The sequence below is a fragment of the Streptomyces sp. NPDC046379 genome (genome assembly GCF_055587785.1).
In genome coordinates this window covers 29,983-54,713 of the sequence record NZ_JBVJFP010000013.1, presented here as the reverse complement: position 1 = coordinate 54,713, position 24,731 = coordinate 29,983, and the positions used below count along the sequence as shown (strand labels likewise).

General features: G+C 71.4%; 24 protein-coding genes. 10 read left to right on the top strand and 14 right to left on the bottom strand.

All coding sequences use genetic code 11. From position 1 onward, the window contains the following. Positions 1-14 precede the first annotated feature (14 nt). A complete protein-coding gene (gene nucS, locus ACZ6KF_RS22740) occupies positions 15-686 on the bottom strand; it encodes an endonuclease NucS (RefSeq protein ID WP_356626764.1) in 672 nt (223 codons plus the stop codon). A 242-nt stretch (positions 687-928) separates the two neighbouring features. Between nucS and ACZ6KF_RS22735 the strand changes: the two genes are divergently transcribed. Continuing rightward, positions 929-1,321 (top strand): SCO5389 family protein, encoded by a 393-nt coding sequence (locus ACZ6KF_RS22735; protein ID WP_469239810.1) that lies wholly within the window; start codon positions 929-931, stop codon positions 1,319-1,321. 102 nt (positions 1,322-1,423) lie between these two features. Here the strand turns inward: ACZ6KF_RS22735 and ACZ6KF_RS22730 are convergent, their stop codons facing one another. Further along, positions 1,424-2,452, bottom strand: coding sequence for an LLM class flavin-dependent oxidoreductase (locus ACZ6KF_RS22730; protein ID WP_469177384.1), 1,029 nt, complete (start codon positions 2,450-2,452; stop codon positions 1,424-1,426). 217 nt (positions 2,453-2,669) lie between these two features. On the opposite strand from ACZ6KF_RS22730, the gene ACZ6KF_RS22725 reads away from it, so the two are divergent. After that, complete coding sequence (locus ACZ6KF_RS22725; RefSeq protein WP_356626770.1) at positions 2,670-3,002, top strand: ATP/GTP-binding protein; 333 nt, start codon at positions 2,670-2,672, stop codon at positions 3,000-3,002. A 29-nt stretch (positions 3,003-3,031) separates the two neighbouring features. Here ACZ6KF_RS22725 and ACZ6KF_RS22720 read toward each other — a convergent pair whose 3' ends face one another. The 7 genes from ACZ6KF_RS22720 to mce all read right to left on the bottom strand — a co-directional run bounded on the left by ACZ6KF_RS22720 (position 3,032) and on the right by mce (position 12,701). Next, positions 3,032-3,898, bottom strand: a complete 867-nt coding sequence (locus tag ACZ6KF_RS22720; RefSeq protein ID WP_356626772.1) for an ABC transporter permease subunit — start codon at positions 3,896-3,898, stop codon at positions 3,032-3,034. Beyond that, positions 3,895-5,127, bottom strand: a complete 1,233-nt coding sequence (locus tag ACZ6KF_RS22715) for an ABC transporter ATP-binding protein (RefSeq protein WP_356626773.1) — start codon at positions 5,125-5,127, stop codon at positions 3,895-3,897. The genes ACZ6KF_RS22720 and ACZ6KF_RS22715 overlap by 4 nt, the downstream gene beginning before the upstream one ends. A gap of 123 nt (positions 5,128-5,250) precedes the next feature. Beyond that, positions 5,251-6,021, bottom strand: a complete 771-nt coding sequence (locus ACZ6KF_RS22710; RefSeq protein ID WP_469239804.1) for an ABC transporter permease — start codon at positions 6,019-6,021, stop codon at positions 5,251-5,253. Next, positions 6,018-6,977 carry an ABC transporter ATP-binding protein gene (locus ACZ6KF_RS22705; protein WP_469160249.1) on the bottom strand — a complete coding sequence of 320 codons (960 nt, stop codon included), beginning with the start codon at positions 6,975-6,977 and terminating at the stop codon, positions 6,018-6,020. The genes ACZ6KF_RS22710 and ACZ6KF_RS22705 overlap by 4 nt, the downstream gene beginning before the upstream one ends. Positions 6,978-7,062: 85 nt before the next feature. After that, the gene (locus ACZ6KF_RS22700; protein WP_356626779.1) at positions 7,063-7,995 is read right to left on the bottom strand and encodes a coiled-coil domain-containing protein; all 933 of its coding nucleotides are present in this window, start codon (positions 7,993-7,995) and stop codon (positions 7,063-7,065) included. A gap of 182 nt (positions 7,996-8,177) precedes the next feature. Beyond that, the gene (gene scy, locus ACZ6KF_RS22695) at positions 8,178-12,026 is read right to left on the bottom strand and encodes a polarized growth protein Scy (protein ID WP_469239801.1); all 3,849 of its coding nucleotides are present in this window, start codon (positions 12,024-12,026) and stop codon (positions 8,178-8,180) included. Positions 12,027-12,260: 234 nt separating this feature from the next. Beyond that, the gene (mce, locus tag ACZ6KF_RS22690; protein WP_356626783.1) at positions 12,261-12,701 is read right to left on the bottom strand and encodes a methylmalonyl-CoA epimerase; all 441 of its coding nucleotides are present in this window, start codon (positions 12,699-12,701) and stop codon (positions 12,261-12,263) included. Between the two features lie 149 nt (positions 12,702-12,850). On the opposite strand from mce, the gene ACZ6KF_RS22685 reads away from it, so the two are divergent. Beyond that, complete coding sequence (locus ACZ6KF_RS22685) at positions 12,851-14,056, top strand: acetyl-CoA C-acetyltransferase (RefSeq protein WP_356626785.1); 1,206 nt, start codon at positions 12,851-12,853, stop codon at positions 14,054-14,056. A 32-nt stretch (positions 14,057-14,088) separates the two neighbouring features. After that, a complete protein-coding gene (meaB, locus tag ACZ6KF_RS22680) occupies positions 14,089-15,045 on the top strand; it encodes a methylmalonyl Co-A mutase-associated GTPase MeaB (RefSeq protein WP_469160246.1) in 957 nt (318 codons plus the stop codon). Between the two features lie 50 nt (positions 15,046-15,095). Here meaB and ACZ6KF_RS22675 read toward each other — a convergent pair whose 3' ends face one another. The 4 genes from ACZ6KF_RS22675 to ACZ6KF_RS22660 all read right to left on the bottom strand — a co-directional run bounded on the left by ACZ6KF_RS22675 (position 15,096) and on the right by ACZ6KF_RS22660 (position 17,735). Further along, complete coding sequence (locus ACZ6KF_RS22675; protein ID WP_356626789.1) at positions 15,096-15,572, bottom strand: MarR family winged helix-turn-helix transcriptional regulator; 477 nt, start codon at positions 15,570-15,572, stop codon at positions 15,096-15,098. Positions 15,573-15,665: 93 nt separating this feature from the next. Then, positions 15,666-16,409: an AIM24 family protein gene (locus ACZ6KF_RS22670; RefSeq protein WP_469239926.1), complete on the bottom strand. Its 744-nt coding sequence runs from the start codon at positions 16,407-16,409 to the stop codon at positions 15,666-15,668. A gap of 41 nt (positions 16,410-16,450) precedes the next feature. Further along, entirely contained in the window at positions 16,451-17,101 is a 651-nt protein-coding gene (locus ACZ6KF_RS22665) for an AIM24 family protein (protein WP_469239799.1), read from the bottom strand. Between the two features lies 1 nt (position 17,102). Then, on the bottom strand, positions 17,103-17,735 hold the full coding sequence (locus ACZ6KF_RS22660) for an AIM24 family protein (protein ID WP_356626818.1): 633 nt from the start codon (positions 17,733-17,735) through the stop codon (positions 17,103-17,105). 111 nt (positions 17,736-17,846) lie between these two features. Between ACZ6KF_RS22660 and ACZ6KF_RS22655 the strand changes: the two genes are divergently transcribed. From ACZ6KF_RS22655 to ACZ6KF_RS22635, 5 genes are all read left to right on the top strand, one after another. Next, positions 17,847-18,182 carry a DUF3817 domain-containing protein gene (locus tag ACZ6KF_RS22655; protein WP_356626793.1) on the top strand — a complete coding sequence of 112 codons (336 nt, stop codon included), beginning with the start codon at positions 17,847-17,849 and terminating at the stop codon, positions 18,180-18,182. After that, the gene (locus ACZ6KF_RS22650; RefSeq protein ID WP_356626795.1) at positions 18,179-18,472 is read left to right on the top strand and encodes an MTH1187 family thiamine-binding protein; all 294 of its coding nucleotides are present in this window, start codon (positions 18,179-18,181) and stop codon (positions 18,470-18,472) included. Before ACZ6KF_RS22655 ends, ACZ6KF_RS22650 begins: the two co-directional genes overlap by 4 nt. A gap of 576 nt (positions 18,473-19,048) precedes the next feature. After that, positions 19,049-20,857 carry a glycosyltransferase family 2 protein gene (locus ACZ6KF_RS22645; protein ID WP_469239924.1) on the top strand — a complete coding sequence of 603 codons (1,809 nt, stop codon included), beginning with the start codon at positions 19,049-19,051 and terminating at the stop codon, positions 20,855-20,857. A 3-nt stretch (positions 20,858-20,860) separates the two neighbouring features. After that, complete coding sequence (gene glxA, locus ACZ6KF_RS22640; RefSeq protein WP_469239797.1) at positions 20,861-22,816, top strand: radical copper oxidase GlxA; 1,956 nt, start codon at positions 20,861-20,863, stop codon at positions 22,814-22,816. Next, positions 22,813-22,974: a hypothetical protein gene (locus ACZ6KF_RS22635; RefSeq protein WP_469239795.1), complete on the top strand. Its 162-nt coding sequence runs from the start codon at positions 22,813-22,815 to the stop codon at positions 22,972-22,974. Before glxA ends, ACZ6KF_RS22635 begins: the two co-directional genes overlap by 4 nt. Before the next feature lie 72 nt (positions 22,975-23,046). On the opposite strand, the gene ACZ6KF_RS22630 is transcribed toward ACZ6KF_RS22635, so the two are convergent. Then, positions 23,047-24,036 carry a glycoside hydrolase family 6 protein gene (locus tag ACZ6KF_RS22630; protein ID WP_469239793.1) on the bottom strand — a complete coding sequence of 330 codons (990 nt, stop codon included), beginning with the start codon at positions 24,034-24,036 and terminating at the stop codon, positions 23,047-23,049. A 185-nt stretch (positions 24,037-24,221) separates the two neighbouring features. On the opposite strand from ACZ6KF_RS22630, the gene ACZ6KF_RS22625 reads away from it, so the two are divergent. Next, complete coding sequence (locus tag ACZ6KF_RS22625; RefSeq protein WP_356637454.1) at positions 24,222-24,731, top strand: MarR family winged helix-turn-helix transcriptional regulator; 510 nt, start codon at positions 24,222-24,224, stop codon at positions 24,729-24,731.

The following is a 24,731-nucleotide window of genomic DNA, read 5'->3' as shown; positions in this document are numbered from 1 at the left end:
GGCACAGGTGCGGGTCAGAAAAGCCGCAGCTTGTCGTCCTCGATGCCGCGCAGGGCGTCGTAGTCCAGCACATGGCAGCCGATGCCGCGGTCCGTGGCGAGGACACGTGCCTGCGGCTTGATCTCCTGCGCGGCGAAGATGCCGCGCACCGGCGCCAGATGCGGGTCGCGGTTCAGCAGCTCCAGATAGCGGGTGAGCTGCTCCACGCCGTCGATCTCGCCGCGCCGCTTGATCTCCACGGCGACGGTCCGCCCCTCGGCGTCGCGGCACAGGATGTCGACCGGGCCGATGGCCGTCATGTACTCGCGGCGGATCAGCGTGTAGCCCTCGCCGAGGGTCTCGATGCGGTCGGCGAGCAGTTCCTGGAGGTGCGCTTCCACGCCGTCCTTGATCAGGCCGGGATCGACGCCGAGTTCGTGCGAGGAGTCGTGCAGCACCTCCTCCATCGTGATGATCAACTTCTCGCCGGCCTTGTTCACGACGGTCCAGACGCCGGCCTCCTCGCCGGTCCCCTCCTTCAGCGTGCAGGGCGGCGACATCCAGTTCAGGGGCTTGTAGGCCCGGTCGTCCGCGTGGATCGAGACGCTGCCGTCCGCCTTCACCAGGATCAGACGGGGAGCGGTCGGAAGGTGGGCGGTGAGCCGGCCCGCGTAGTCGACGGAGCATCGGGCAATGACGAGACGCATGGTCGGCAACGCTACTCGACGGACGAGAGCGCACGCGATTCGCCCTGGAAGAGACCTGTTCGGCAATGGCCGATAGTGAACACAGCGGAACGCGTCTGTGTCGGCATTCTCCTGGTGCCGCCTCCGGCAGTTGCCTACCGTATAAACGGGAGGTCGCCGCGCGTGTACCCAGCGTGTTCGCCGTGCGTGCTCCCTCATCTGTCCGGCAACCCCTGCTCGTTGGGGGTGCGAGAGGAGAACCCATGTCGCTCGACGTCTCACCGGCCCTACTCGAACAGGCCGAGCGAGGCGAGGTCGACGAAGCTGCCTTCGTCGACTGCGTCCGGACCTCCCTGCCCTACGCATGGGAGATGATCAGCTCCCTGGTGGCCCAGCTGAAGGTGGACGGCGGACAGTTCGCCGACAACCTGACGCCCCCGCCGGACGAGCAGGCACGCGGTCAGCTGCTGCGTGCGCTGGCGAGTGACGCCATTCGCGGTGCGCTGTCGCGGCACTTCGGGGTGCGGCTGGCGTTCCAGAACTGCCACCGGGTGGCCGTGTTCCCGCTGGACGCCTCGGCGGACGCGACGCTGACCCGCTTCACCTCGGTCCGCAGCCAGCTGCTCAACCAGTCCCCGGAGCTGCGGGACTGCTGACGGCGGCGATCCGCTCGCTTGCCGCTCCGTACGCGGGGGAGGTGCGATCCGTACCGGAGCGGCAAGCCCACCACGCCGCGCGGCACGCCGCCGCGGCCCCGGTCACGTCAGCTGCGGCAGCACCTCCGCGCCCAGCCGCCGTACGTTCTCCTCCGTCGTCGCCAGGTCGCCGGAGCCCTCGACCAGCAGGGCGAAGCGGGTGACGCCCGTGCGCTCGCCGGTCGCCGCCAGCCGGTCGGCGCACAGCCGCGGCGGGCCCACCGGGTGCAGTCCGCAGAGCAGTTCCGTGTATGCCAGCGGATCGCGCATCCGGCGCTCGCGGCCGTCCACCGTGACATGGGCGTCGAGCCCCTGGCGCAGCCAGCCCGGCATTGCCTTCAGCAGCGTCTCGGCCGCGTCGGTGCGCCGGTCGGCGATCTGGCAGACGCCGGCCGAGACATGGGCGGCGCCGGCGATCTCCGCCGCAGGGCGTCCGCAGGCGCGTGCGTGCCGCCGCCACAGGGCGACCATCTCGGCCTTCTCCTCGTCCCCGATGTGCATGCCGAGCAGCATCGGCAGCCCGCGCTCGGCGGCCGTGCGCACGCCCTGCGGGGAGGTGCAGGCCAGCAGCACCTCCGGCCCCGGCGCGTCCGTCAGCGCCTCCGCGGGCCGGGGCACGACGGGCACCTCGCGGAAGGCGAAGCGCTCGCCGGTGCCCGCGACGGCCGGCTCGCGCAGCCAGCGCAGCAGCAGATCGAGCGATTCCGGGAGCCCTTTCTCGTACGCCTCCAGGCCCGACCCGAACACCTCCAGGTCCACCCAGGGGCCGCCCCGCCCCACGCCCAGCGAGAACCGGCCACCGCTCGCGATGTGCAGCAGCGCGGCCTGCTCGCCGAGGGCGACCGGGTGGGCGGTCGGCAGCACGCTCACCGCCGTGCCGACCCGGATGCGGCGGGTGCGGCCGAGAAGGAACCCGGCGAGGGTGACGGCCGACGGGCACGTCCCGTACGGCACGAAGTGGTGTTCGGCCAGCCAGACCGAGTCGAGCCCCGCCTCCTCCGCGGCCTCCGCCGAGCGGACCGCGCGGTGCAGCGCCTCCCCCTGGCCCTGCCCCGGGAACTGGGCGGCCAGCACGAATGTTCCTACGCGCATCGCAATTCCTGCTTCCTTGGCTCCGACACGGAGCTCCCCCACGGGCATAACCGGCCGACACGTACCGAGGACACGGGCGGGCGGAGGGATTTGCGGATTGTCGGCAGAATCGGTGGCGCGCGCGGGGGACTTGTGAGCTTCGGACCCTTCCGGGTACCCCTACGGGGGACGCGTAGGCTTGTCGCGAACACTCCCCGACGACTCCGTGAGGTGTCCCGTGTCGCCGCGCCGCAACCGACCCAAGGGCTCAGGCTCCTCCGGCCGGAGTGCCGAGGACGACCGCCCGGGCCGCTACGGCGGCTGGCAGTCCACCGAGGACTGGCAGGGCGACGGCTGGAGCGTGCGCCATGTCGCCGGCGCCTCCTCGCAGGGCAAGTCGTACCGCTGCCCCGGCTGCGACCAGCTCATCCCCTCCGGGGTGCCGCACGTCGTGGCCTGGCCCGAGCACGCGGGCGTGGACGACCGCCGGCACTGGCACAAGTCCTGCTGGAACGCGCGGGACCGCCGCACCACCCGGGTGCAGCGGTCCCGAAACGCGCCGAAGTTCTAGGGTGGCCCGGACGCCGGCCCCCGGGAGTCTCAGACGTCCCGCTTCTCCAGCAGCACGACGGCCCCGGCGAACGCGACCGCCGTGACGCCCAGCATGATCCACAGCGGGTCCCAGCCCGAGGGGCCGGACTCGCTGAGGGAGTTGGCGTAGAACACGCTCAGCTGGTTCGGGATGGAGTACTCGAACAGCGCCTCGCGCAGGTCCTCCAGCGACGACGAGAACATGAACAGCGCGATCACCAGCGGCGCCAGCACCGCCGCGATCATGATGGTGATGGCGCCCGCCGAGTGCCGCACGATCGAGCCGACCACGAGCGAGAGCAGGCCCAGCAGCGCGATGTAGAGGGAGACGCCGACCGTCCCCCTCAACCACTCGCCGCCGGACGGTTCGCGCGCCTCGCTCACCATGCCGACCTGCGCCAGGGCGACGAAGCCGGAGGAGACCAGCGTCACCACGAACGCGACCGTGAAGAACACGATCGCCTTCGCCGCCAGCACCCGGGCGCGCGAGGGGCACGCGGTCATCGTGGTCCGGATCATCCCGGTGCCGTACTCCGAGGCCGTCGTCAGCACGCCCAGCGTGATGATGCACATGCAGCCCAGCAGCAGCCCGAAGAAGCCGAGCGCGAGCGGGCTCTCGCCGCCCAGGTCGGCCTCCGAGGAGCCGGCGACCAGCGCGCCGGTGGACAGCCCGATGCCGACGACGAGCAGCACGAACACGCCCAGCGTCCACATCGTGGAGCGCACCGACCGGATCTTCGTCCACTCGGAGGCGACGGCGTGCCCGAGGTGCGTGCGCACGACCGGGATCGGCGAGGTGTAACCGGGGTACGGGGCGCCGGAGGGCGCTCCCCACTGGGGCGCGGCCTGTGGCGTGGAGGGCTGGGGCGTGCTCATCGGGCGTCCTCGGGCTTGGTCTGGTCGGCGGGAGCAGAGGCGGAGGGGGCCGCGGCGGGCGGCTGCGCGGGGGCCTGGGCGGGCTGCGCGGGGGCCTGGGCGGGCGGCTGCGGCGCCGGCTGCGCGTACGGGTTCGGCGTACCGCCCTGGGCGGGCGCGGACGGCTGAGGGCCACCGTACGGGCCCGCGAAGGGCTGACCGCCCTGCTGGGGCGGCGGCGGGGCGTACCAGCCCGGCTGGCCCTGGCCGGGCACCGGGACCGGCGGCTGCGCGCCCGCCGGCAGCGGCTGCATCAGTCCGGCCTTCTGGTCGGCCGTCGAGCGGTAGTCCACCACCGACTGCGTCATCCGCATGTACGCCTCCTCCAGCGAGGCCTGGTGCGGCGACAGCTCCCACAGCCGTACGTCCGTGTCGTGCGCGATGTCGCTGATGCGGGGCAGCGGCAGTCCCGTCACCCGCAGCGCCCCGTCCGGCTCGGGCAGCACGTGCCCGCCCGCCTCGGCCAGCGCGGAGGCCAGCTTCTCGCGCAGCTGCGGCTCGGTGTCCGGGGTGCGCACGCGCGCGAAGCCCGCGGAGTTCGCCGCGATGAAGTCCTGCACGCTCATGTCGGCGAGCAGCTGACCGCGTCCGATGACGATGAGGTGGTCGGCCGTCAGCGCCATCTCGCTCATCAGGTGGGAGGAGACGAAGACCGTGCGGCCCTCCGCGGCGAGCGACTTCATCAGGTTGCGCACCCAGAGGATGCCCTCGGGGTCGAGGCCGTTGACCGGCTCGTCGAACAGCAGCACCTGGGGGTCGCCGAGGAGCGCGCCGGCGATGCCGAGCCGCTGGCCCATGCCGAGGGAGAAGCCCTTGGAGCGCCGCTTGGCGACGTCCTGGAGGCCCACCACGCCGAGCACCTCGTCCACGCGGCGGGCCGGGATGCCGGACAGCTGGGCGAGGCTCAGCAGGTGGTTGCGGGCGGACCGGCCGCCGTGGACCGCCTTGGCGTCGAGCAGGGCGCCGACCTGGCGGGGGGCGTTCGGCAGCTTGCGGTAGGGGTAGCCGCCGATCGTCACCTGCCCGGAGGTGGGGTTGTCCAGGCCGAGGATCATCCGCATCGTCGTCGACTTGCCGGAGCCGTTCGGCCCGAGGAAGCCCGTGACGGCTCCGGGCCGCACCTGGAAGGAAAGGTTGTGCACAGCGGTCTTGTCGCCGTAGCGCTTGGTCAGGCCGACTGCCTCGATCATGCTCCGCACCCATCGAAAGGTCCTGGACAGCGGGGCACACGCCCCCGTAAGGCTTAGGAGGATATCCAGGCCCCGCCGGTTCCCTTCAAGCGCGGGCAAAAGAACGCTCCGTGCACAGTGCGGCTAGGCGTCCCGCCGCTTCAGCACCAGATAGCCGCCGGCGACCGCCGCCGCCACCCACGCCAGCATGATCAGCAGCCCGCCCCAGGGGCCGTACGGGGTGTCGTCGTCCACCGGGGTGACCACCTGCATGATCCGGCTGCCGGCCTGGTCGGGCAGGAACCGGCCGACCTTCTCGGTGGCCGGGACGTTGCCGAGGATGCTGGAGATCAGGAAGAAGAACGGCATCAGGATGCCCAGCGACAGCATGGGCGAGCGCAGCATCGCCGCGACGCCCATGGAGAACATCGCGATCAGCGTCATGTAGATCCCGCCGCCGAGCACCGCCCGCAGCACCCCCGGGTCGCCGAGCGACGCCCGCAGCTCGCCGAGCATCGCCTGCCCCAGGAAGAACGCGGCGAAGCTCGTCGCCATGCCGACCGCCAGCGCCAGCGCCGTGGCCACCGCCAGCTTCCCGAACAGGAACGTCCCGCGCTGCGGCACCGCCGCGAGGGAGGTGCGGATCATGCCGGAGCTGTACTCGTTCGACACCACCAGCACCCCGAAGACGATCATCGCCAGCTGGCCGAGGCTCATCCCGGCGAAGCTGATGAACGTCGGATCGAAGGAGAGCCGGTCGCGTTCGTCCATCCGGTCGAACTCGCTCTTCGACAGCGCCGAGATCAGCATGCCCAGCGCGATCGTCACGACCACGGCGAGCGACAGCGTCCACACGGTGGACGCCACGGAGCGGATCTTCGTCCATTCGGAGCGGATGACCTGGGCCGCCGTCATGTGCTTGCCTTCCTCCAGCCCTCGCCCCAGGCCGCCGGCGGCTCCGGGGAGTCGGAGTGCGCGTGGTACTCCACCGACTCCGCCGTCAGCCGCATGAACGCCTCCTCCAGCGAGGCGCGTTGCGGGCTCAGCTCGTGCAGCGTGATCCCGTGCCGCGCGGCCAGCTCGCCGATCCGCTCCGCACCGGCGCCGTCCACCTCCAGCGCGCCGCCGCCGTTCTCCACCACCGTCATCCCGGCCCCGTGCAGCACGTCGAGCAGCCGCTCCCGCTCGGGGGAGCGGATCCGGGTGTACGTGCGGCTGTTCCGCGCGATGAAGTCGGCCATGGAGGTGTCCGCCAGCAGCCGGCCCTGGCCGATGACGACGAGGTGGTCGGCCGTCAGCGCCATCTCGCTCATCAGATGCGAGGAGACGAACACCGTACGGCCCTGGGCGGCCAGCGACTTCATCAGATGGCGGATCCAGTGGATGCCCTCGGGGTCCAGCCCGTTCACCGGCTCGTCGAACATCAGGATGCGCGGATCGCCCAGCAGCGCGGCGGCGATGCCCAGCCGCTGGCCCATGCCCAGCGAGAACCCCTTGGCCTTCTTCCGGGCGACGGCCGTCAGGCCCACCGTGTCCAGCACCTCGGCCACCCGCCGTTCGGGGATGCCGTTGCTCTGCGCCAGGCACAGCAGATGGTTGCGGGCGCTGCGGCCGCCGTGCACGGCCTTGGCGTCGAGCAGGGCGCCGATGTACTTCAGCGGGTCCTTCAGCCGGTCGTAGTGGACGCCGTCGATGCGCACGTCCCCCGCGGTGGGCCGGTCCAGGCCCAGCATCATCCGCATGGTGGTCGACTTGCCGGCGCCGTTGGGACCGAGGAAGCCGGTGACGACGCCGGGCCGCACGGTGAACGTCAGCCCGTTCACCGCGACCTTCTCGCCGTACCGCTTGGTCAGCCCCTCGAGCTCGATCATGCGGCCACGCTAAAACGGCACGAGGCCCCCTGCCACTTCAGTGACGGGGGGCCTCGCGGAGGGTACGCCGTGTACTGCTTACTGCTTACCGGGACTGCTGCGCCGGGACGCCGCGGGAGACGGACTCGTCGTCGGCGGGGCCGGTCGCGGCCACCGCGGCGCCGGTGAGCGTGGCGAGCATCTCGCGGACGTTCGTCAGCTGGGCGTTGATGGAGTCGCGGCGGTTGGTCAGAGCGGCCAGCTCGCGCTCGGATTCCGAACGGATGCGGTCCGCCTTGGCGTTGGCGTCGGCGACGATGTCCTCGGCCTGACGCTGGGCGGTCTCCACCGTCTGGCGGGCGCGGCGCTCGGCGTCGGTGCGCAGCTTCTCGGCCTCCAGGCGCAGCTGCTCCGCCCGGTGCTCGATCTCCGCGAGCCGCTTCTCGGCCTTGGCCTGACGGGACGCCAGGTCGCGCTCGGACTGCTCGCGGCGCTTGGCCAGGTTGGTCTCGAAGTCGGCGGCGGCCTGAGCGGCCTTGGCGCGGGTCTCCTCGAAGAGCGCGTCGGCCTCCTCGCGCTTGGACTGCGCGTCCTTCTGCGCGTCCGCACGCAGCTGGGCGGCCTCGCCCTTGGCCTTCTCGACGATCCGGACGCCCTCGTCCTCGGCCTTGGCCTTGCGCTCCGCCGCGAACGACTCGGCGTCGTTGCGCACCTGCTGGGCCGCCGACTCGGCCAGCTCACGGTGCTGCTCGGCCGCGCGCCGGGCCTCCTCGCGCAGGTCCTTCGCCTCCTCCTCCGCGAGGCGGAGGATCTTCTCGACGCGCGCGCCGAGACCCGCGTACGACGGCTCCGCGTCGGTCACGGCGGCCTGGGCGTTCTGCGTCTCGAGGTGGAGCTCCTCGATGCGCTTTTCCAGAGCGGTGATGCGGGCGAGAGCGCTGTCACGGTCGGAGACGAGCTTGGAGATCCGTTCGTCCACCTGAGCGCGGTCGTACCCACGCCGCACAAGCTCGAAGCCGTAGGGGGAAGTGTCGCTCATGGGGTTCCTGTCGAATGAGACCGGTGAGGTGATAGGTGGAATCCTAGGGGCCGAAGCGGTGTGTCATCGAGCGGATACGGGTTTGATCTGGAGAATGACACCCCATTTGGACGGCTGACCAGCGCACGAGCTTCCGGAAATCAGGCCAAACACTTTCGGACGATCTCCAACGGTCGCCACGGCTACCCGTCCGACGCCTTGCCGCCCGAGCGCGGCGGTCCCACGGCCGCCCCGGCCTTGACCGCGCCGTCCTTGCCGGACGGCGGCGCCTCGAACGACTCCAGCGCCTCCAGCACGTCCTGCACCCGGGAGATCTCGGCGTTGATGTCCTCGCGCCGGCGCACCAGGACCTCCAGCTCGCGCTTGCCCTCCTCGACCGTGCGCCGGGCCTCGCGGATCGCCTCGGCCTTCAGCTCCTCGGCCTCCCGGATGAGGGTGGCCTTCTTCTGCTCGGCCTCCTTCAGCAGGGCCTCGGCCTTCTTCACGGCGGCGATGCGCACCTTGCCGGCCTCGGAGTTGGCCTCCGACACCAGCTCCTTCGCCTTCGCCTGGGCCTTGGCGAGCTGCTCCTCGGCGGCCTTGATCAGCGCGTCGCAGCGGTCGCCGGTCGACTTCATCGTCTCGGCCGCCTCCCGGCGGGCCCGCTCGTGCAGCTCCTCGATCTCGGCGGTGATCCGGGCGCGCAGTTCCTCGGCGCGCTCCCGGACGGCGGTGGCGTCCCGGCGGGCGCCGACCAGCAACTCGTCGGCGTCCGTGCGGGCCTTCTCCACCCGGGAGTTGCCCTCGACCGTGGCCTCCGCGACCAGCCGCTCGGCCTCCTTGCGGGCCGCGCCGACCATGGTGTCGGCCTGCGCCTCGGCGTCCGCGGTGGTCTTGAGCGCCTGCGCCTGCGCCTCGGCGAGCAGCTTGTCGGCCTCGGCCGCGGTCTCCGTGATGAGCTTGTCGACCTGCTCGGCGGCCTCCGAACGCCGCTTGTTGGCCTCCTTGCGGGCCGCGTCCAGCGTCCGCTCGGCCTCGTCGCGCGCGGCGGCGGTGACCCGCTCTGCCTCGGCGAGCGCCTCGGCCCTGACCCGCTCGGACTCGCCGCGCACCCGCTCGGCGTGCTGCTGCGCGGAGCCGACCGTCTGCGCGGCCTCGGCACGCAGCCGCTCCGCCTCGCCGTTCGCGTCCCCGAGCAGCTTCTCGGCCTGGGCGACCGCCTCGGCCCGCACCCGCTCGACCTCGGCGGCCGTCTCCGTGGTGAGCCGCTCCGCCTCGGAGCGCGCCTCGGTGATCAGCGTGTCCGCCTGCGCCGCCGCGTCCGAACGGATCCGGTTCGCGTCCTCGCGGGCGTCCGCACGGGCGCGCGCCGCCTCCTGGTCGGCCTGCGCGATGGCGTCCGACGCCTCGGTCCGGGCGCGCTGCGCGTGCTCGGCGGCGTCGGCGCGCATCCGCTCCGACTCGGCGATGGCCTCCGCCATGGTCCGCTCGGCGAGGGACTTCGCGGCCTCCGCCTCCTCGCTCGCCTCGCGCCGGACCCGGCTCGCGTCCTCGCTGGCCCGCTCCCGCTCGGCGTAGGCGTCGGCGCGGACCCGGTCCGCCTCCTCCTCGGCCTCGCGCCGGGTGCGCTCCGCCGCGTGCTCGGCGGCGCTGCGCAGACCGGCGATCTCCTCCTGCGCCTGCTCGTGCAGCCCGGCGACGGAGTCCCGCACCTGCTGGGCGTGGGCCTCGGCGGCGGAGACCATCTCGGTGGCGCGCCGGTCGGCCTCCTCGACCAGGCGGACCGCCTCGGCCTGCGCCTCCTCCACGCGGGTGCGCGCAGAGGCCAGCAGTTCCTCGCTCTGCTCGCGGGCCCGCTCGCGCTCCTGGTCGGCCTCCTGCCGGGCCGCGCCGAGCGTCTCCTCGGCCTCGCGCCGACGCCGTACGGCCTCCTCCTGCGCGGCGGCCAGCGTCTCCGACGCCTCCGCGGCCAGCCGTTCGGCCGCGGCCTGCGCCTCGGCGCGCACCCGGTCGGCGGTGTCCTGCGCCTCGGTCTTCAGCCGCTCGGCCTCCGTCGCGGCCTCGGTCCGCAGCCGTACGGCGACGGCCTCGCCCTCCGCGCGGGACGCGGACGCGTCGGACGCGGCCTCGGTGCGCAGCCGTTCCGCTTCCGCCTCCGCCTGCTGCTGCAGGGCGCGGATGCGCTCGGCGGCCTCGGTGCGCAGCCGGTCGGCCTCCTCGGTGGCCTCGCGGCGGATCCGCGCGGCCTCCTCGCGGGCGTCGGTGAGGGCCTGCTCGGCGGCGGCCAGACGGGCCTCGGTGTCCGCGTGCAGCCGGGCCAGCTCGTCGGCGGCCTCCGCCTGCCGGGCCGCGACGGCGCGCTCGGTCTCCTCGCGCAGTTCGAGCGCGGCCCGCTCGGCGTCCGCGCGGATGCCCTCGGCCTGCTCCAGCACCTCGTCGCGGTGGCGCTCGGCCTCGTTGCGGGTGCGCTCCAGGGTTTCCTCGGCCTGCCGGCGCAGCGTGGTGGCGCGCTCGATGGCCTCGGTGCGGACCTTCTCGCTGTCCGCGGTCGCGATCCGGCGCAGTTCGTCCGCGTCCGCCTTGGCCTTGGCGAGCAGCTCCTCGGCGGTCCTGGCCGCCTCCTCGATCTGCGCCACGGCCTCCTTGCGGGCCTCGGCGCGGATCTTCTCGCCCTCGGCGACCGCGTCGGAGCGCAGCTGCTCGGCCTCGCCGCGCAGCCGGCGCGCCTCCTCCTGCAGCTCGACCGTCTTGGCGCGGTACTCCTTGGTGTCGTCCTTCGCCGCGCCCTTGAGCTGCTCGGCGATGTCGTGCGCCTCGGCCCGCAGCCGGTCCGCCTCGGCCTCCGCCTCGCGGCGGATCCGCTCGGCCTCCTCGGCGGCGGCCTTGGTGGTGTTCTTGGCGTTCTCGGCGGCCTTGTTGAGGACGTCCTCGGCGGTCCTGGCCGCCTTGGACAGCTGGGTCGCGGTCTCCTCGGCGGTGATCGTGCGGGCCTTCTCGGCGGCCTCCGCGACGATCTTCTCGGCCTCGGCGCGGGCGTCGGCGACGAGCTGCTCGGCCTCCGCCTTGGTAGTCTCGGCCTCCTTGGTGGCCTCGCTGACCAGCCGGGCGACCTGCTCCTTGGCCGTACGGGTGCGCAGCTCGTTGGCCGACTCGGCGCTCGCGAGGGTCTTGGCCGCGGCCTCCTTGGCCTCGGTGACCAGCTTCTCCGCCTCGGACTGCGCCTTGCGCAGCGCCTCCTCGGCCTCGGTCATCCGCGCCTCGGCGGCCCGGCTCAGCTCGGCGGCCTGGCGGCGGGCGGCGTCCGACTCGGTGACCGTGGTGGTGCGCAGCTGCTCGGCGTGGTCGGTGGCCTCCTGGGCCTGGGTGGAGGCGGCGTTCAGCAGCCGCTCCGCGTCCGCGCGGGCGCGCCGCAGCAGCTGCTCCGCCTCGGCGCGGGCGGCCTCGGCCTCGCCGCGCAGCCGCTGACGGGCCTCGGCGGTCAGCCGCTCGGCCTCGGCGCGGGCGGCGGCCATGGCCTGCTCGGCCTCGGCGCGGGACTCCTCCAGCAGCCGGCGGGCCTGCTGCTCGGTGCGGGCGCGCAGCTGCTCCGCCCACGCGACGTTCTCGTTGACGTGTGACTCGACGGTGGCCCGGCGCTCGGCCAGCTCCTGGTCGAGCTGCTGGCGCCGGGTCACGGCCTCCTGGTGCAGCTCGGCCTGGAGGCGGGCCGCCTGCTCGGCGTGCTCCTGGAGGATGCGCTGGGTCTGGGCGCGGGCCTGGCTCAGCTCGCGCTCGGCGTCGGCGCGGATCTGGTCGGCCTGCATCTGGGCGTTGCGCAGCAACTGCTCGGCCTGGTAGCCGATGTCGGCACTGTCATAGGCAGGCCGCGTCATGAGCGTGCGCCGCGCCTCGTGCAGCTTGGCGCGCAGCACCTCGACCTGGTAGCCGAGGTCCTCGGCGTGCTGGATGGCCTTTTCCCGCTCGGTCCTCAGCCGCTTCATCTCGGCTTCGAACCGAGTGAGGTGGTCGACGTCAGCCGCCGGCTCTCGCTCCTGGCTCTCGTAGCCCCGCACTGCGCGGTCCCATCCGTCCCCTGGTCGCAAGTCTTTCCGAACGAGCTCCGTCCATCCGCCGAACGGGGCCCCCGGGGAATGGTGTCAGATCAACGGCGGAGCATGGGCTGCTGCCCCGACGCTCGTCCCCCGAAACCCGGACCCCGGCGGTCCTGCCGTCAACGCGACAGGACCTCGGTCGCCCTGGAAGGAGCGGCGACCGCCCCCAACCCTACCGGCCCCTATGTACGAGCATCAGTGCTCAGGTGACTCAACGGGCGCCGAAGTGACCAGTTCGGTGAGAACGCCGTGGCAGTCCTTGGGGTGCAGGAAGGTGATCCGCGATCCCATGGAGCCGCGGCGGGGCTCGTCGTAGAGCACGCGCACGCCCTTGTCCCGCACGGCGGCGGCGTCGGCGTCGACGTCCGCGGTGCCGAAGGCGATGTGGTGGACGCCCTCCCCGTTCTTCGCCAGCCACTTGGCGACGGTGGAGTCCTCCCGGATCGGTTCGAGAAGCTGGAGGTACGACGCACCGCCGTCCGACGTATCGTTGATCTTGAGCATGGCCTCGCGCACGCCCTGCTCCTCGTTGACCTCGGTGTGGAAGACCTCGAAGCCGTACGTGGCCCGGTAGAACTCCACGGTCGCGTCGAGGTCGTGGCAGGCGATTCCGATGTGGTCGATTCGCGTCAGCATGGATTCAGTGCAGCGTTCCGGAGGTGGTTACGCAACGTGCGCGCGATCACACCGACCGCCCGATGACGGGTGGAGTACCGCTCAGTACATTCGAGTAAACCCTCGTTCACTCCTCGGCCCGTGCAAGGCCGGTAAGGGGATCTCAGCTCATGTCTTCTGCAACGAACGGCACGACGTCCGTCATCGTCGCGGGCGCCCGGACCCCGATGGGGCGGTTGCTCGGTTCGCTGAAGTCCTTCTCCGGAGCCGACCTCGGCGGCTTCGCGATCAAGGCCGCCCTGGACCGTGCGGGGATCGGCGGCGACCAGGTGCAGTACGTGATCATGGGCCAGGTGCTGCAGGCCGGGGCGGGGCAGATCCCGGCGCGCCAGGCCGCGGTCAAGGCCGGCATCCCGATGAACGTCCCGGCGCTCACGATCAACAAGGTGTGCCTCTCCGGCCTGGACGCCATCGCGCTCGCCGACCAGCTCATCCGCGCCGGCGAGTTCGACGTGATCGTGGCCGGCGGCCAGGAGTCCATGACCAACGCCCCGCACCTGCTGCCGAAGTCCCGCGAGGGCGTCAAGTACGGCGCCGTGCAGATGCTGGACGCGATGGCGTACGACGGTCTGACCGACCCGTGGGAGAACATCCCCATGGGCGAGTCGACGGAGCGGCACAACACGCGCCTCGGCATCGGCCGCGCCGAACAGGACGAGATCGCCGCGCTGTCCCACCAGCGCGCCGCCGCCGCCCAGAAGAACGGCGTCTTCGAGGCCGAGATCACCCCCGTGGAGATCCCGCAGCGCAAGGGCGAGCCGGTGGTCGTCAGCCAGGACGAGGGCATCCGCGGCGACACGACCGCCGAGTCGCTGGGCAAGCTGCGCCCGGCGTTCACCAAGGACGGCACGATCACCGCCGGCTCCTCCTCGCAGATCTCCGACGGCGCCGCCGCGGTGGTCGTGATGAGCAAGGCCAAGGCGCAGGAGCTGGGCCTGGAGTGGATCGCCGAGATCGGCGCCCACGGCAACGTGGCGGGCCCCGACACCTCCCTGCAGTCCCAGCCGTCCAACGCCATCGCGCACGCGCTGAAGAAGGAGGGCCTGGACGTCGCCGACCTCGACCTGATCGAGATCAACGAGGCCTTCGCCGCGGTCGCCGTGCAGTCAATGAAGGACCTCGGCGTTTCCGTCGAAAAGGTGAATGTGAACGGCGGCGCCATCGCCCTGGGGCACCCGATCGGCATGTCCGGCGCCCGTCTGGTGCTGCACCTGGCGCTGGAGCTGAAGCGGCGCGGCGGCGGCGTCGGAGCGGCGGCGCTGTGCGGCGGCGGCGGTCAGGGCGACGCCCTGATCATCCGCGTGCCGAAGGCCTGACCCTCGCCGAAGAACTCTCGAACGGAGCTGTGATGCAGGACGTCTCCTCACTGGTGGCCCAGGCCAGGGAAGGCCGGCCGCGTGCCGTCGCCCGGCTGATCTCCCTGGTGGAGGGGGCGTCCCCGCAGTTGCGGGAGGTGATGGCGGCCCTGGCCCCGCTGACCGGCAACGCCTACGTGGTCGGCCTGACGGGTTCGCCGGGCGTCGGCAAGTCGACCTCCACGTCGGCGCTGGTGACGGCGTACCGCAAGCAGGGCAGGCGGGTCGGCGTCCTCGCCGTGGACCCGTCCTCGCCGTTCTCGGGCGGGGCCCTGCTCGGCGACCGGGTCCGCATGTCGGAGCACGCCTCCGACCCGGGCGTCTACATCCGCTCCATGGCGACCCGCGGCCACCTCGGCGGCCTCGCCTGGGCGGCGCCGCAGGCCATCCGCGTCCTGGACGCCGCCGGCTGCGAGGTGATCCTGGTGGAGACGGTCGGCGTCGGCCAGTCCGAGGTGGAGATCGCCTCGCAGGCCGACACCAGCGTCGTGCTGCTCGCGCCGGGCATGGGGGACGGCATCCAGGCCGCGAAGGCGGGCATCCTGGAGATCGGCGACGTGTACGTCGTCAACAAGGCCGACCGCGACGGGGCCGACGCCACCGCCCGCGAGCTGAACCACATGCTGGGCCTCGGTCAGTCGCGGGGCCCCGGCGACTGGCGCCCGCCGATCGTGAAGACGGTGGCGGCGCGCGGCGAGGGCGTCGACGAGGTCGTGGAGGCCTTGGAGAAGCACCGCGCGTGGATGGAGGAGCACGGCGTCCTGAGCGGGCGCCGACGGGCCCGCGCCGCCCGCGAGGTCGAGACGATCGCCGTCACCGCCCTTCGCGAACGCATCGGCGACCTTCACGGCGACCGCCGGCTGGACGCCCTGGCGGAGCGCATCGTCGCCGGCGAACTGGACCCGTACCGCGCGGCGGACGACCTGATCGCGGAACTGACCCGGTCATGACGGAGCGGGCGGGGCCCGCAGAGGCCCCGCCCGCGCCCGCTACCGACTCGTCAGGGGCGCCCCCGGTGCCCGCGCAGATGCTCCGCGATGGGCTTGAGGGCCTTGTCCAGCTCGGTCAGGGCCTCGGGGGACAGCAGGTCGATGAAGTGCCGGCGCACGGACGCCACATGGTGCGGCGCGACCTTCTGCATGGTCTCCATGCCGTGCTCGGTGAGGACGGCGTACAGACCGCGGCGGTCCGACTCGCAGTTCTCCCGCCGCACGAGCCCGGCGTTCTCCATGCGTGTGATCTGGTGCGAGAGCCGGCTCTTGGACTGGAGGGTCGCGGCGGCGAGATCGCTCATCCGCATCCGCGAATCCTCCGACTCCGAGAGGTTCACCAGGATCTCGTAGTCGTTCATCGTCAGGCCGAACGGCTGCAGATCCTTTTCGAGCTGGTACGTCAAGAGTCTGTTGACGTCCAGATGGGTGCGCCAAGCACACTGCTCCGCATCGGTCAGCCAGCGCGTGGCCGTCTCGGTCTCCATGAATGAAGTCTACCTAAAAGGTTGAAAGGCGAACTAGTGAGGGTCGTGTGACAGTGCGCACGCGTTCGACTGTCACACTCCGCAGACTACCGCTCACAGCCCGAAGCGACGCTGGACGTCCCCCAGCTGTCCGGGAAGACGCGGTGCGCCGCCTTGCGCCCCATGCCCTCCGGCCATACCCCCTCCGGCCTGTTGCGGACCCGCCCCCACGGACTGTTCGGTCATCAGCGCCTCGGACGACTGGAGCAGCACCGTGCCCGCCCCGACGAACTCGAACTGGTGCTCCTCCCCGGAGGCCCCGCCGAGGCCAGTCAGCGCACGTAGACCGCCCATCACCCCGCTCATGTAGCCGTGGTCGTAGTGGTGGCACGGGGAGGGGCAGTCGGCCCACCCGACGAGCGCCTCCGGGTCCACCCGGATCGGCGGTTCCATGAACACCACCGGTCCGTTGGACGCGGCCACGAACTTCCCGGTTCCGATGAGCGTCAGAAAGCCCGGGACGATGGACTGCTTCAGCGCGAGGGTTGGCTGAAAAGCGAGCAGATTGCCGGAGCGAATGGTCAAGTTGCCGTCTTCGAGGTCATACGAATTGACGTCGAAGGCCCGGTCGGCCAGCAGCATCTTGCCCGAGCCGTCCGCCACCACCCAGTCGGCCGCGTGCAGAGGCGAATGGAACGACGTCCGCACCAGCCGGTCGAGCGCACCGTGCCCGATGCCGTTGAACTGGATGGCGCCGTAGTAGGCGATCATCTTGCCCTTCTGGAGGAACCACTGGTTGCCCTTGAGTTCCACACAGAAGGTGTACGGGTTGACGTTGTCGTCGACGGGCAACGTCATCGGATCGTGGACAACGGGCCCCGGCGGCCCATAGACACCGTTCACAGCTTCTCCTCCGAGGCCTGCACGTACACCACACCGCTGCCGCTCAGCTCCAGCTGGAACGCCTCGCCGGAGCCGCGCCCCACCATGTCCCGCCAGCCCAGGGCCGTGGACAGCTTGTTCCGTACGTCACCATGGTGGGCGACGTACGCCTGCGGGTCGACGTGAACGGGCCGGTCGGGTCTGATGGGCACCTCGAAGACGCCCCCGTGGGCCATCACGGCCACGGCCCCGTGCCCGGTCAGCGTGGTCGTGAACAGCCCTTGCCCGCTGATCTGCCCGCGGACCATCCCCATGACCCCGCCCTGGGACCCCAGGAAGAGCGTCCCCTGCTGCAGGGTCCCCTCGAAGGCCAGCAGCCGATCGGCCTCGACGCACAGGGTCTCCCCGCCGAGATTGATCACCTGCACGTGGTGTCCGCCGTGCCCGAACAGCACGGTCCCGCTGCCCTCGACGGTCATGAGCGGCGTGTCCTCACCGGCCACGCGCCGCCCGATCATCGACACGACCCCGCCCTGCCCGCCCGCCATGTTGGGCGTGAAGGACACATCTCCCTTGTAGGCGAGCATGGCCCCGCGCTGACTGAACAGCCGCTGACCCGGGGCGACGGTCGCCTCGATCATCTTCGCGTTGAGCTCACGGAAACCCATCTCACACACCCCCCGCGACGGTGTTCCGCTCGCTGGGCTGCACGTACACGAGCCCGTCACCCTCGAACCTGATCTGGAAGGCCTCGCCGCCGCCCTCGCCCATGAACGTCCGGAAGGTCACCCCGGACTGGAAGGACTGCTGGAGGTTCCCCTGATGCGCGATGTACGCACCGGGGTCGACGCTCAGCGGGAACTGCGGACTGACCCGCAGCACCACGGCCGGCCCGTCCGACATGATCGCCGCCTGCCCGTGCCCCTCGACCGTCGTCGTGAACAGCCCGTTGCCCTGAGCTGCGCCGCGCACCCCGGTGAACGACGTCCCCGTCCGCAGCCCCGAGTCCGTGGCGAGCAGATTGCTCGACTCCACGAACAACTTGTCACCCTGCAGAGCCACCAGGTTGATCTCCGAGGCCCGGTCGGCGAACCAGCACGTCCCGTGCCCCGTCACCTCCATCAGGGTCATCTGCTCACCGGTGAGACGCCGGGTCACCATCCCCCGTATCCCCTCACCCCCGCCACTCAGCTTCTTGAAGGTCATCTGCCCGTCGTACGCGACCATCGAGCCGTTCTTCGCCTTCACGGCGTCCCCGGTCATGTCGACGGCCAGCACCTTGCTGCCTTGGAGTCGAAACATCGCCACAGGAAGGAAGGTACCTACCCCTGCCGGGACTCGGCCTGCGAGCGTTTGTCACAATGACGGAAAGTTTGTGCACCCGTTCACAAAGCGACCCCGAAGGTGACCCCCGTGGACCTCAAGACCGCCACCGCCCTCCGCCGCCTGCGCCTGGTCTCGGCGCCCGAGGCGGTGTCCTTCCTCGTCCTGCTCGTCTGCTCGGTGCTCAAGCGCACGACCGAATTCAACGCGGTCCCGGTGATGGGCGCGATCCACGGCGTCCTGTTCATCCTCTACGTGATCTTCTGGGCGGACGCCTGGAACCGCACCAAGTGGTCCCTGAAGACCGCCGCCCTCTACTTCGTCCTCTCGGTCCTCCCGGCCGGCGGCTTCTACGCGGAGCGCCGCCTGCGCACCGAGGCCGAGAACGCGGTGTTCGCCTCGCAGGCCCGAAAGGCCACGGCATGATCGTCGCCTTCTCCGTGACCCCCCTGGGCGTGGGCGAGGACGTCGGCGAATACGTCGCCGACGCGGTCAGGGTGGTCCGCGAGTCGGGCCTCCCGAACCGCACGGACGCGATGTTCACGTCCATCGAGGGCGACTGGGACGAGGTCATGGACGTCGTCAAGCGCGCGGTGGCGGCCGTAGAGGCAAGGGCTCCCAGAGTCTCCCTGGTCCTGAAGGCGGACATCCGCCCAGGAGTGCAGGACGGCCTGACCGCCAAGGTCGAAACGGTGGAACGCCACTTGGCGCACTAGCCCAGACGAGGGAAAGTCGGCGGCCGTTCCCGCCCCCACGGGAGGCCGCCCCCATGGGGGCGGCACCCCCCACCCTGTCTGGCCACGACGGCGGAAAGGCCGCCCTCGTAGAGGCGCACTCCCCACCCTCTCTGGCCACGACGGCGGAAAGGCCGCCCTCGTGGGGGCGCACTCCCCACCCTGTCTGGCCACGACGGCGGAAAGGCCGCGTACGGCGGGAAGGGGACGGGCCGGGGGTGTCCGCCCGCAGCGGTTGGCGCGTCAACACGGGTACCACTTGCAACGGACCGATTCCGCGCCGTTCCGAGGACGGACACCCCCGGCCCGGCCCCGACGAGGCACCAGGCGACAGCGCCACCGCAACCGAGAACCCACCCCGACAGGCCGCCGCAGGCAGAAATCCGCACCGCCCTCGACCCGCCCGGCGACGAATCCACCACCACGACGAGCCCCCGGAACGCCGCCCCGAGCGGACGCGACCCCGCCCCCACCCACCTGGCCCCTCCCAACTCGACACGTCCCGAATTCTCCACTTTCGTGAGAGTAGTTCGAGCAGTTCGATCACTGGAGGGCGCTGTGCGGCCGGAGGGCTACGACTACGACACCCACAGCCGACTCGCCGGACCGCTCACGGAGCCGGCCGAGGCGTACCGGGTGCAGTACACCTCGCTCCTCTCCGGCGAGCCCCACCGAATACGAGCCGTCCTCCTCATGGCGCTCGCCCCGGTCCTCACCGGCGTCCTGCTGGTGTACCTGATCTGGCCCACCCACTGGGTGGACCGCGAGGGCGCCGACAGCTGGCTGATCGTCCTGGACGTCGCCATGCTTCTGGCGATCGGCCTGATCGAGCTGTTCATGCTCGTCAACGTCGCCTCCGTCGCGCACGCCACCATGGTCGCCCGCGACCCCGTCCCCGTCACCCCCGAACCCGGCACGCGCGTCGCCTTCCTCACGACGTACGTCCCCGGCAAGGAACCCCTGGAGATGGTCCGCGCCACCCTGGAGGCGGCCACCCGCATCCGCCACACCGGCCCCTTCGACGTCTGGCTCCTCGACGAGGGCGACGACGACCAGGCCAAGGCGCTCTGCGCGGAGCTGGGCGTACGCCACTTCACCCGGCACGGCGTCCCGGAGTGGAACCGCCCGACCGGCGTCCACAAGGCCCGCACCAAGCACGGCAACTACAACGCCTGGATCGCCATGCACGGCGGCGCCTACGACTTCTTCGCCTCCGTCGACACCGACCACGTCCCGCTGCCCAACTTCCTGGAGCGGATGATGGGTTACTTCCGGGACCCGGACGTGGCGTTCGTCGTCGGCCCCCAGGTGTACGGCAACTACCACAACCCGGTCACGAAGGCGGCCGAGTCCCAGCAGTTCCTCTTCCACGCCCTGATCCAGCGCGCCGGCAACCGCTACCGCGCCCCCATGTTCGTCGGCACGAACAACGTGGTCCGCATCGCCGCCGTCAAACAGATCCGCGGCCTGTACGACTCCATCACCGAGGACATGGCCACGGGCTTCGAGCTGCACCGCACCCGCAACCCCCGCACGGGCAACCACTGGCAGTCGGTCTACACCCCCGACGTGCTGGCGGTGGGCGAGGGCCCGGCGTCGTGGACGGACTTCTTCACGCAGCAGATGCGCTGGTCGCGGGGCACTTACGAGACGCTGCTGAAGCAGTACTGGAAGGCCCCTCTCCGCATGCCGAAGGGCCGCCTGTTCTCGTACACGCTCATGCTCGTCTACTACCCGATGACGGCGGTGAACTGGTTCCTGGGCATCCTCAGCTGCGTGCTGTTCCTGTGGTTCGGCGCGTCCGGCACCCAGGTGGCCGCATCGGTCTGGCTGATGCTCTACAGCGACGCGGCGGCCCTCCAGATCGGCCTGTACCTCTGGAACCGCCGGCACAACGTCTCCCCGCACGAGCCCCAGGGCTCGGGCGGCCTGGCGGGCATGGCGATGTCCGCGATGTCCGCGCCGATCTACCTGAAGTCGTTCACGGAGGCGGTCCTGCGCCGCCCGAGCCGCTTCGTGGTCACCCCGAAGGGGGACGACGCCAGCCCGGACCGCCTGCTCACCTTCCGCATCCACCTGTTCTGGGCGATCCTCCTGGCCACGTCCCTCGCCGTGTCCGTCGTCCTGGACCACACGCACGCGGCGATGCGCACCTGGGCGTGCCTGGCCCTGGCGATCTCCCTGGCGCCGCCGGCGATCTGGGCGGCGACGGTCCTCAAGGAGCGCCGCGAGAACCCGGCGACTGCCCGCAGCGCGACCGCCATCACGCCCCGGGAGACCGCGGCCGCCGCCCCCGAACCCGCCCTGGCCACGGCGACGACCGGCACGGTGTCCACCGTCTCCGGCACCACGACAGGAGGCAACTAGCCCATGGCCTTCCAGCCCTCGCAGAAGACGAAGAAGACAGTCCTGGGCATCGGCGGGGTCGCGATCCTTGCCGGCCTCAACGCACCGGCGGCCATCGACTTCGCGAGCGAGAAGTACCACGAGTACAAGATCGCGCAGCCCGGCTACAAGGCCAGGTACGGCTCCTGGACCCAGGTCGACATCCCGAAGGAGTTCCGCACCAACGCGATCCACGCGGCGCTGCTGCACACCGGCAAGGTGCTGATCGTCGCGGGCTCGGGCAACGAGCAGAAGAAGTTCGACAAGGGCGAGTTCGACACGGTCCTGTGGGACCCGAAGGCGAACACCTTCAAGAAGATCCCCACCCCGGAGGACTTCTTCTGCGCCGGCCACGCCCAGCTCCCCGACGGCCGCCTGTTGGTGGCAGGCGGCACGGCCCGCTACGAACTGCTCGACGGCGAGGTGGAGCGGGCGGGCGGCGGCATGCGGGTGAAGAACGAGAGCCCGGACAAGACGGTCCGGCTGAAGAAGGGCACCCGTTTCCGCTCCCCGGCGGGCGTCGAGTACGTGACGAAGTTCGACGTCACGATCCCGAAGGCCAAGCGCACCTTCAAGATCACGTACAACCGCGAGGGCGTGATGCAGCCCTGGCAGACGAAGATCACCGCCGGTGAGGCGCGGGTCTTCGTGGAGGCCGTCGAGAAGGGCCCGCTGTCGGTCACCGAGAAGCAGGCGCAGTACGAGATCGTGGGCCTCAAGGGCAGGGACGCGGCGAACACCTACGGCCTGTCCGAGAAGATCACCATGGACAAGCAGGACTTCCAGGGGATCCGGGCGGCCTACGAGTTCGACCCGAAGGCGGAGCGGTACGTCCCCGTCGACCCGATGGCCAAGGCGCGCTGGTACCCGACGCTGGTGGGCTTGGAGGACGGCCGGATCCTCGCGGTCTCCGGGCTGGACGACGTGGGGATGATCGACCCGGGCGACAACGAGATCTACGACCCGAGGACCAAGAAGTGGAGCACGGGGCCGAAACGGTACTTCCCGACGTACCCGGCGCTGTTCCTCACCAAGGGCGGCAAGCTGTTCTACCCGGGTTCCAACGCCGGGTACGGCCCGGCGGACAAGGGCCGCGAGCCGGGCCTGTGGGACGTGAAGAAGAACACCTTCGAACCGGTCCCGGGCCTGCGCGACTCCAACCAGACGGAGACGTCCGCGTCCCTTCTCCTGCCCCCGGCGCAGGACCAGAAGGTGATGATCCTGGGCGGCGGGGGAGTGGGCGAGTCGAAGCTGTCGACGCCCCGCACGGCGGTGGTGGACCTGAAGAAGGACAACCCGGCCTTCAAGGACGGCCCCGACCTGCCGCAGGGGACGCGCTACCTGAACAGCGTGATCATGCCGGACGACACGGTGTTCACCTCGAACGGCTCCCGCGACTACCGGGGCCGCAGCGCCAGCAACATCCTCAAGGCGCAGTTCTACGACCCGCGGACCAATGCCTTCCGGGAGGCCGCGGCCCCGCGGGTGGGCCGCAACTACCACTCCGAGGCGCTGCTGCTGCCCGACGGCCGGGTCGCCACGTTCGGCTCGGACCCGCTCTTCGACGACCAGCAGAACACCAAGCTCGGCCACTTCGAGCAGCGGATGGAGGTCTTCACCCCGCCCGCGCTGCACAAGTACGGCAAGCAGCGGCCGGTGCTCGGCGCGGGCCCGCAGGAGCTGGACCGCGATCACCGGGTGACGTTCGAGACGGCCCACCCGGAGCGGATCGCCGGGGCGCGCCTGATGCGCCCGAGCGCGGTCACCCACACGACGGACGTGGAGCAGCGCTCGATCGAGCTGGGCGTGACCAGGGGCGCGAGGTCGGCGACGTTCACGGTGCCGAAGGACCGGACACTGGTCCCGCCGGGCTGGTACATGCTGTTCGCGACGGACGCGAAGGGGACGCCGTCCGAGGCGAAGTGGGTGCAGGTGAAGTGACGCACGACGACGAAGCGAGGCACCACGACGAAGCGAGGCGCCACGACGAAGCGAGGCGCCACGACGAAGCGAGGCGCCACGACGAAGCGACCCACCACGACGAAGCGACCCACCACGACAAGCGACCCACCACGACGCCGCACGACGAGGTGAGGTGACGCACCACCGGTGAAGCGACGCACGACCCGGTGAAGCGACGCGACCGTACCCGGGCGTGGGGGCGCCGGGCCTCAGCCCTTGGCGTTGCGCGAGAGCCCCAGGGCGTACTCGGGCCACCACCGTCCGGCGTCCGGTCCGCCCCGGCAGGTCCCGTCGGACTCGCCGGGCCGCTTGATCCACAGGTAGGCGTCCACGACGGGCGACCCGGTGTCGGTGGTGGGCGGGGTGCCCAGGGCCCGCCCCGGCGGATTGCACCACTGCCCGTCCAGCGGACCGTTGCCGTTGCGGCTGGTGTCCACGACGAAGTGCTTGCCGCCGAGCGCCTTCGACAGCGCCAGCCCGTACGCCGTCGTCGTCGCGTTGGTCTGGAAGTTGGAGACGTTGAGCGCGAACCCGTCGGCGCGCTCGACGCCCGCCCGCCGCAGTGGCTCGACCAGCTTCCAGCTCTCCTTGATCCAGGCGGGGTTGCCCGCGTCGAGGTACACCTTGGTGTTAGGCTGGCGCTTGAGCCGGTCGACGGCCTCGCCGAGCAGCTGCTCGCGTTCGGCCTCGTACGCACGCGGCGTGCAGCCGGACACGACATGGGCGATCGCGTCGGGCTCCAGCACGACCAGGGCCCTCGCCCGCCCGATGGCCCGCGCGAACTTCTCGATCCAGGCCCGGTAGGCGTCCGCGCTCGCCGCGCCGCCCGCCGAGTGCTGGCCGCAGTCGCGGTGCGGGATGTTGTAGGCGACGAGCACGACCGTCTGCCCGGCGCGGCTCGCGGCCCCGGCGGCGGCCCGGACCTGTGCGGTCGGGTCGATCTCGCCGGGCGGCCACAGCGCGGCCGGCCGGTCGGCGATCCGCCGCAGCAGCTCCGCCTCCCGGGTGCGCCCCTGTTCACGCCACTGGGCGATCTGCCGGGCGGCGGGGCTGTCCGGGTCGACCCAGAAGGGCGAGGCGGGGGGCTTGGCCTTGCGGCCGCCGGTGACGGAGGCCTCGTCGACGTCGGGGGCCGACGAGCAGCCGGCGGTCAGCCCGAGGACCGCGAGCGCCGTGAGGGTGTGGATCAACCGGGGCATGCCGCTCCTTGGCCGGGGGGAGGTTACGTACGGTGACGATCCGGCCGCAATCGTTGCACAGAGGGACGACCGGCGCGGGAACGACATGGCCTCGCCCCGCCGACCGGAGCCGCCGGATTCCCCCGGCCGACCGATCCGCGAGACGGGGCTGACCGTCATATGACCGGCCGGTAGGGTCTGGTGCCGTGCCGAAGCCGCTCAGCCTTGCCTTCGACCCCATCGCCCGCGCCGACGAACTCTGGAAGCAGCGCTGGGGCAACGTGCCCGCCATGTCCGCGATCACCTCGATCATGCGGGCCCACCAGATCCTGCTCGCCGAGGTCGACGCGGTGGTCAAGCCGTACGGCCTCACCTTCGCGCGCTACGAGGCGCTGGTCCTGCTCACCTTCTCCAAGGCCGGCGAGCTGCCCATGTCGAAGATCGGCGAGCGGCTGATGGTCCACCCCACGTCCGTCACCAATACGGTCGACCGCCTGGTGAGGTCCGGGCTGGTGGCCAAGCGCCCCAACCCCAACGACGGCCGCGGCACCCTTGCCGTGATCACCGACAAGGGCCGCGAGGTGGTCGAGTCGGCCACGCGGGACCTGATGGCGATGGACTTCGGCCTCGGCGTGTACGACGCGGAGGAATGCGCGGAGATCTTCGCGATGCTGCGCCCGCTGCGGGTGGCGGCGGGCGACTTCGAGGAGGACTGA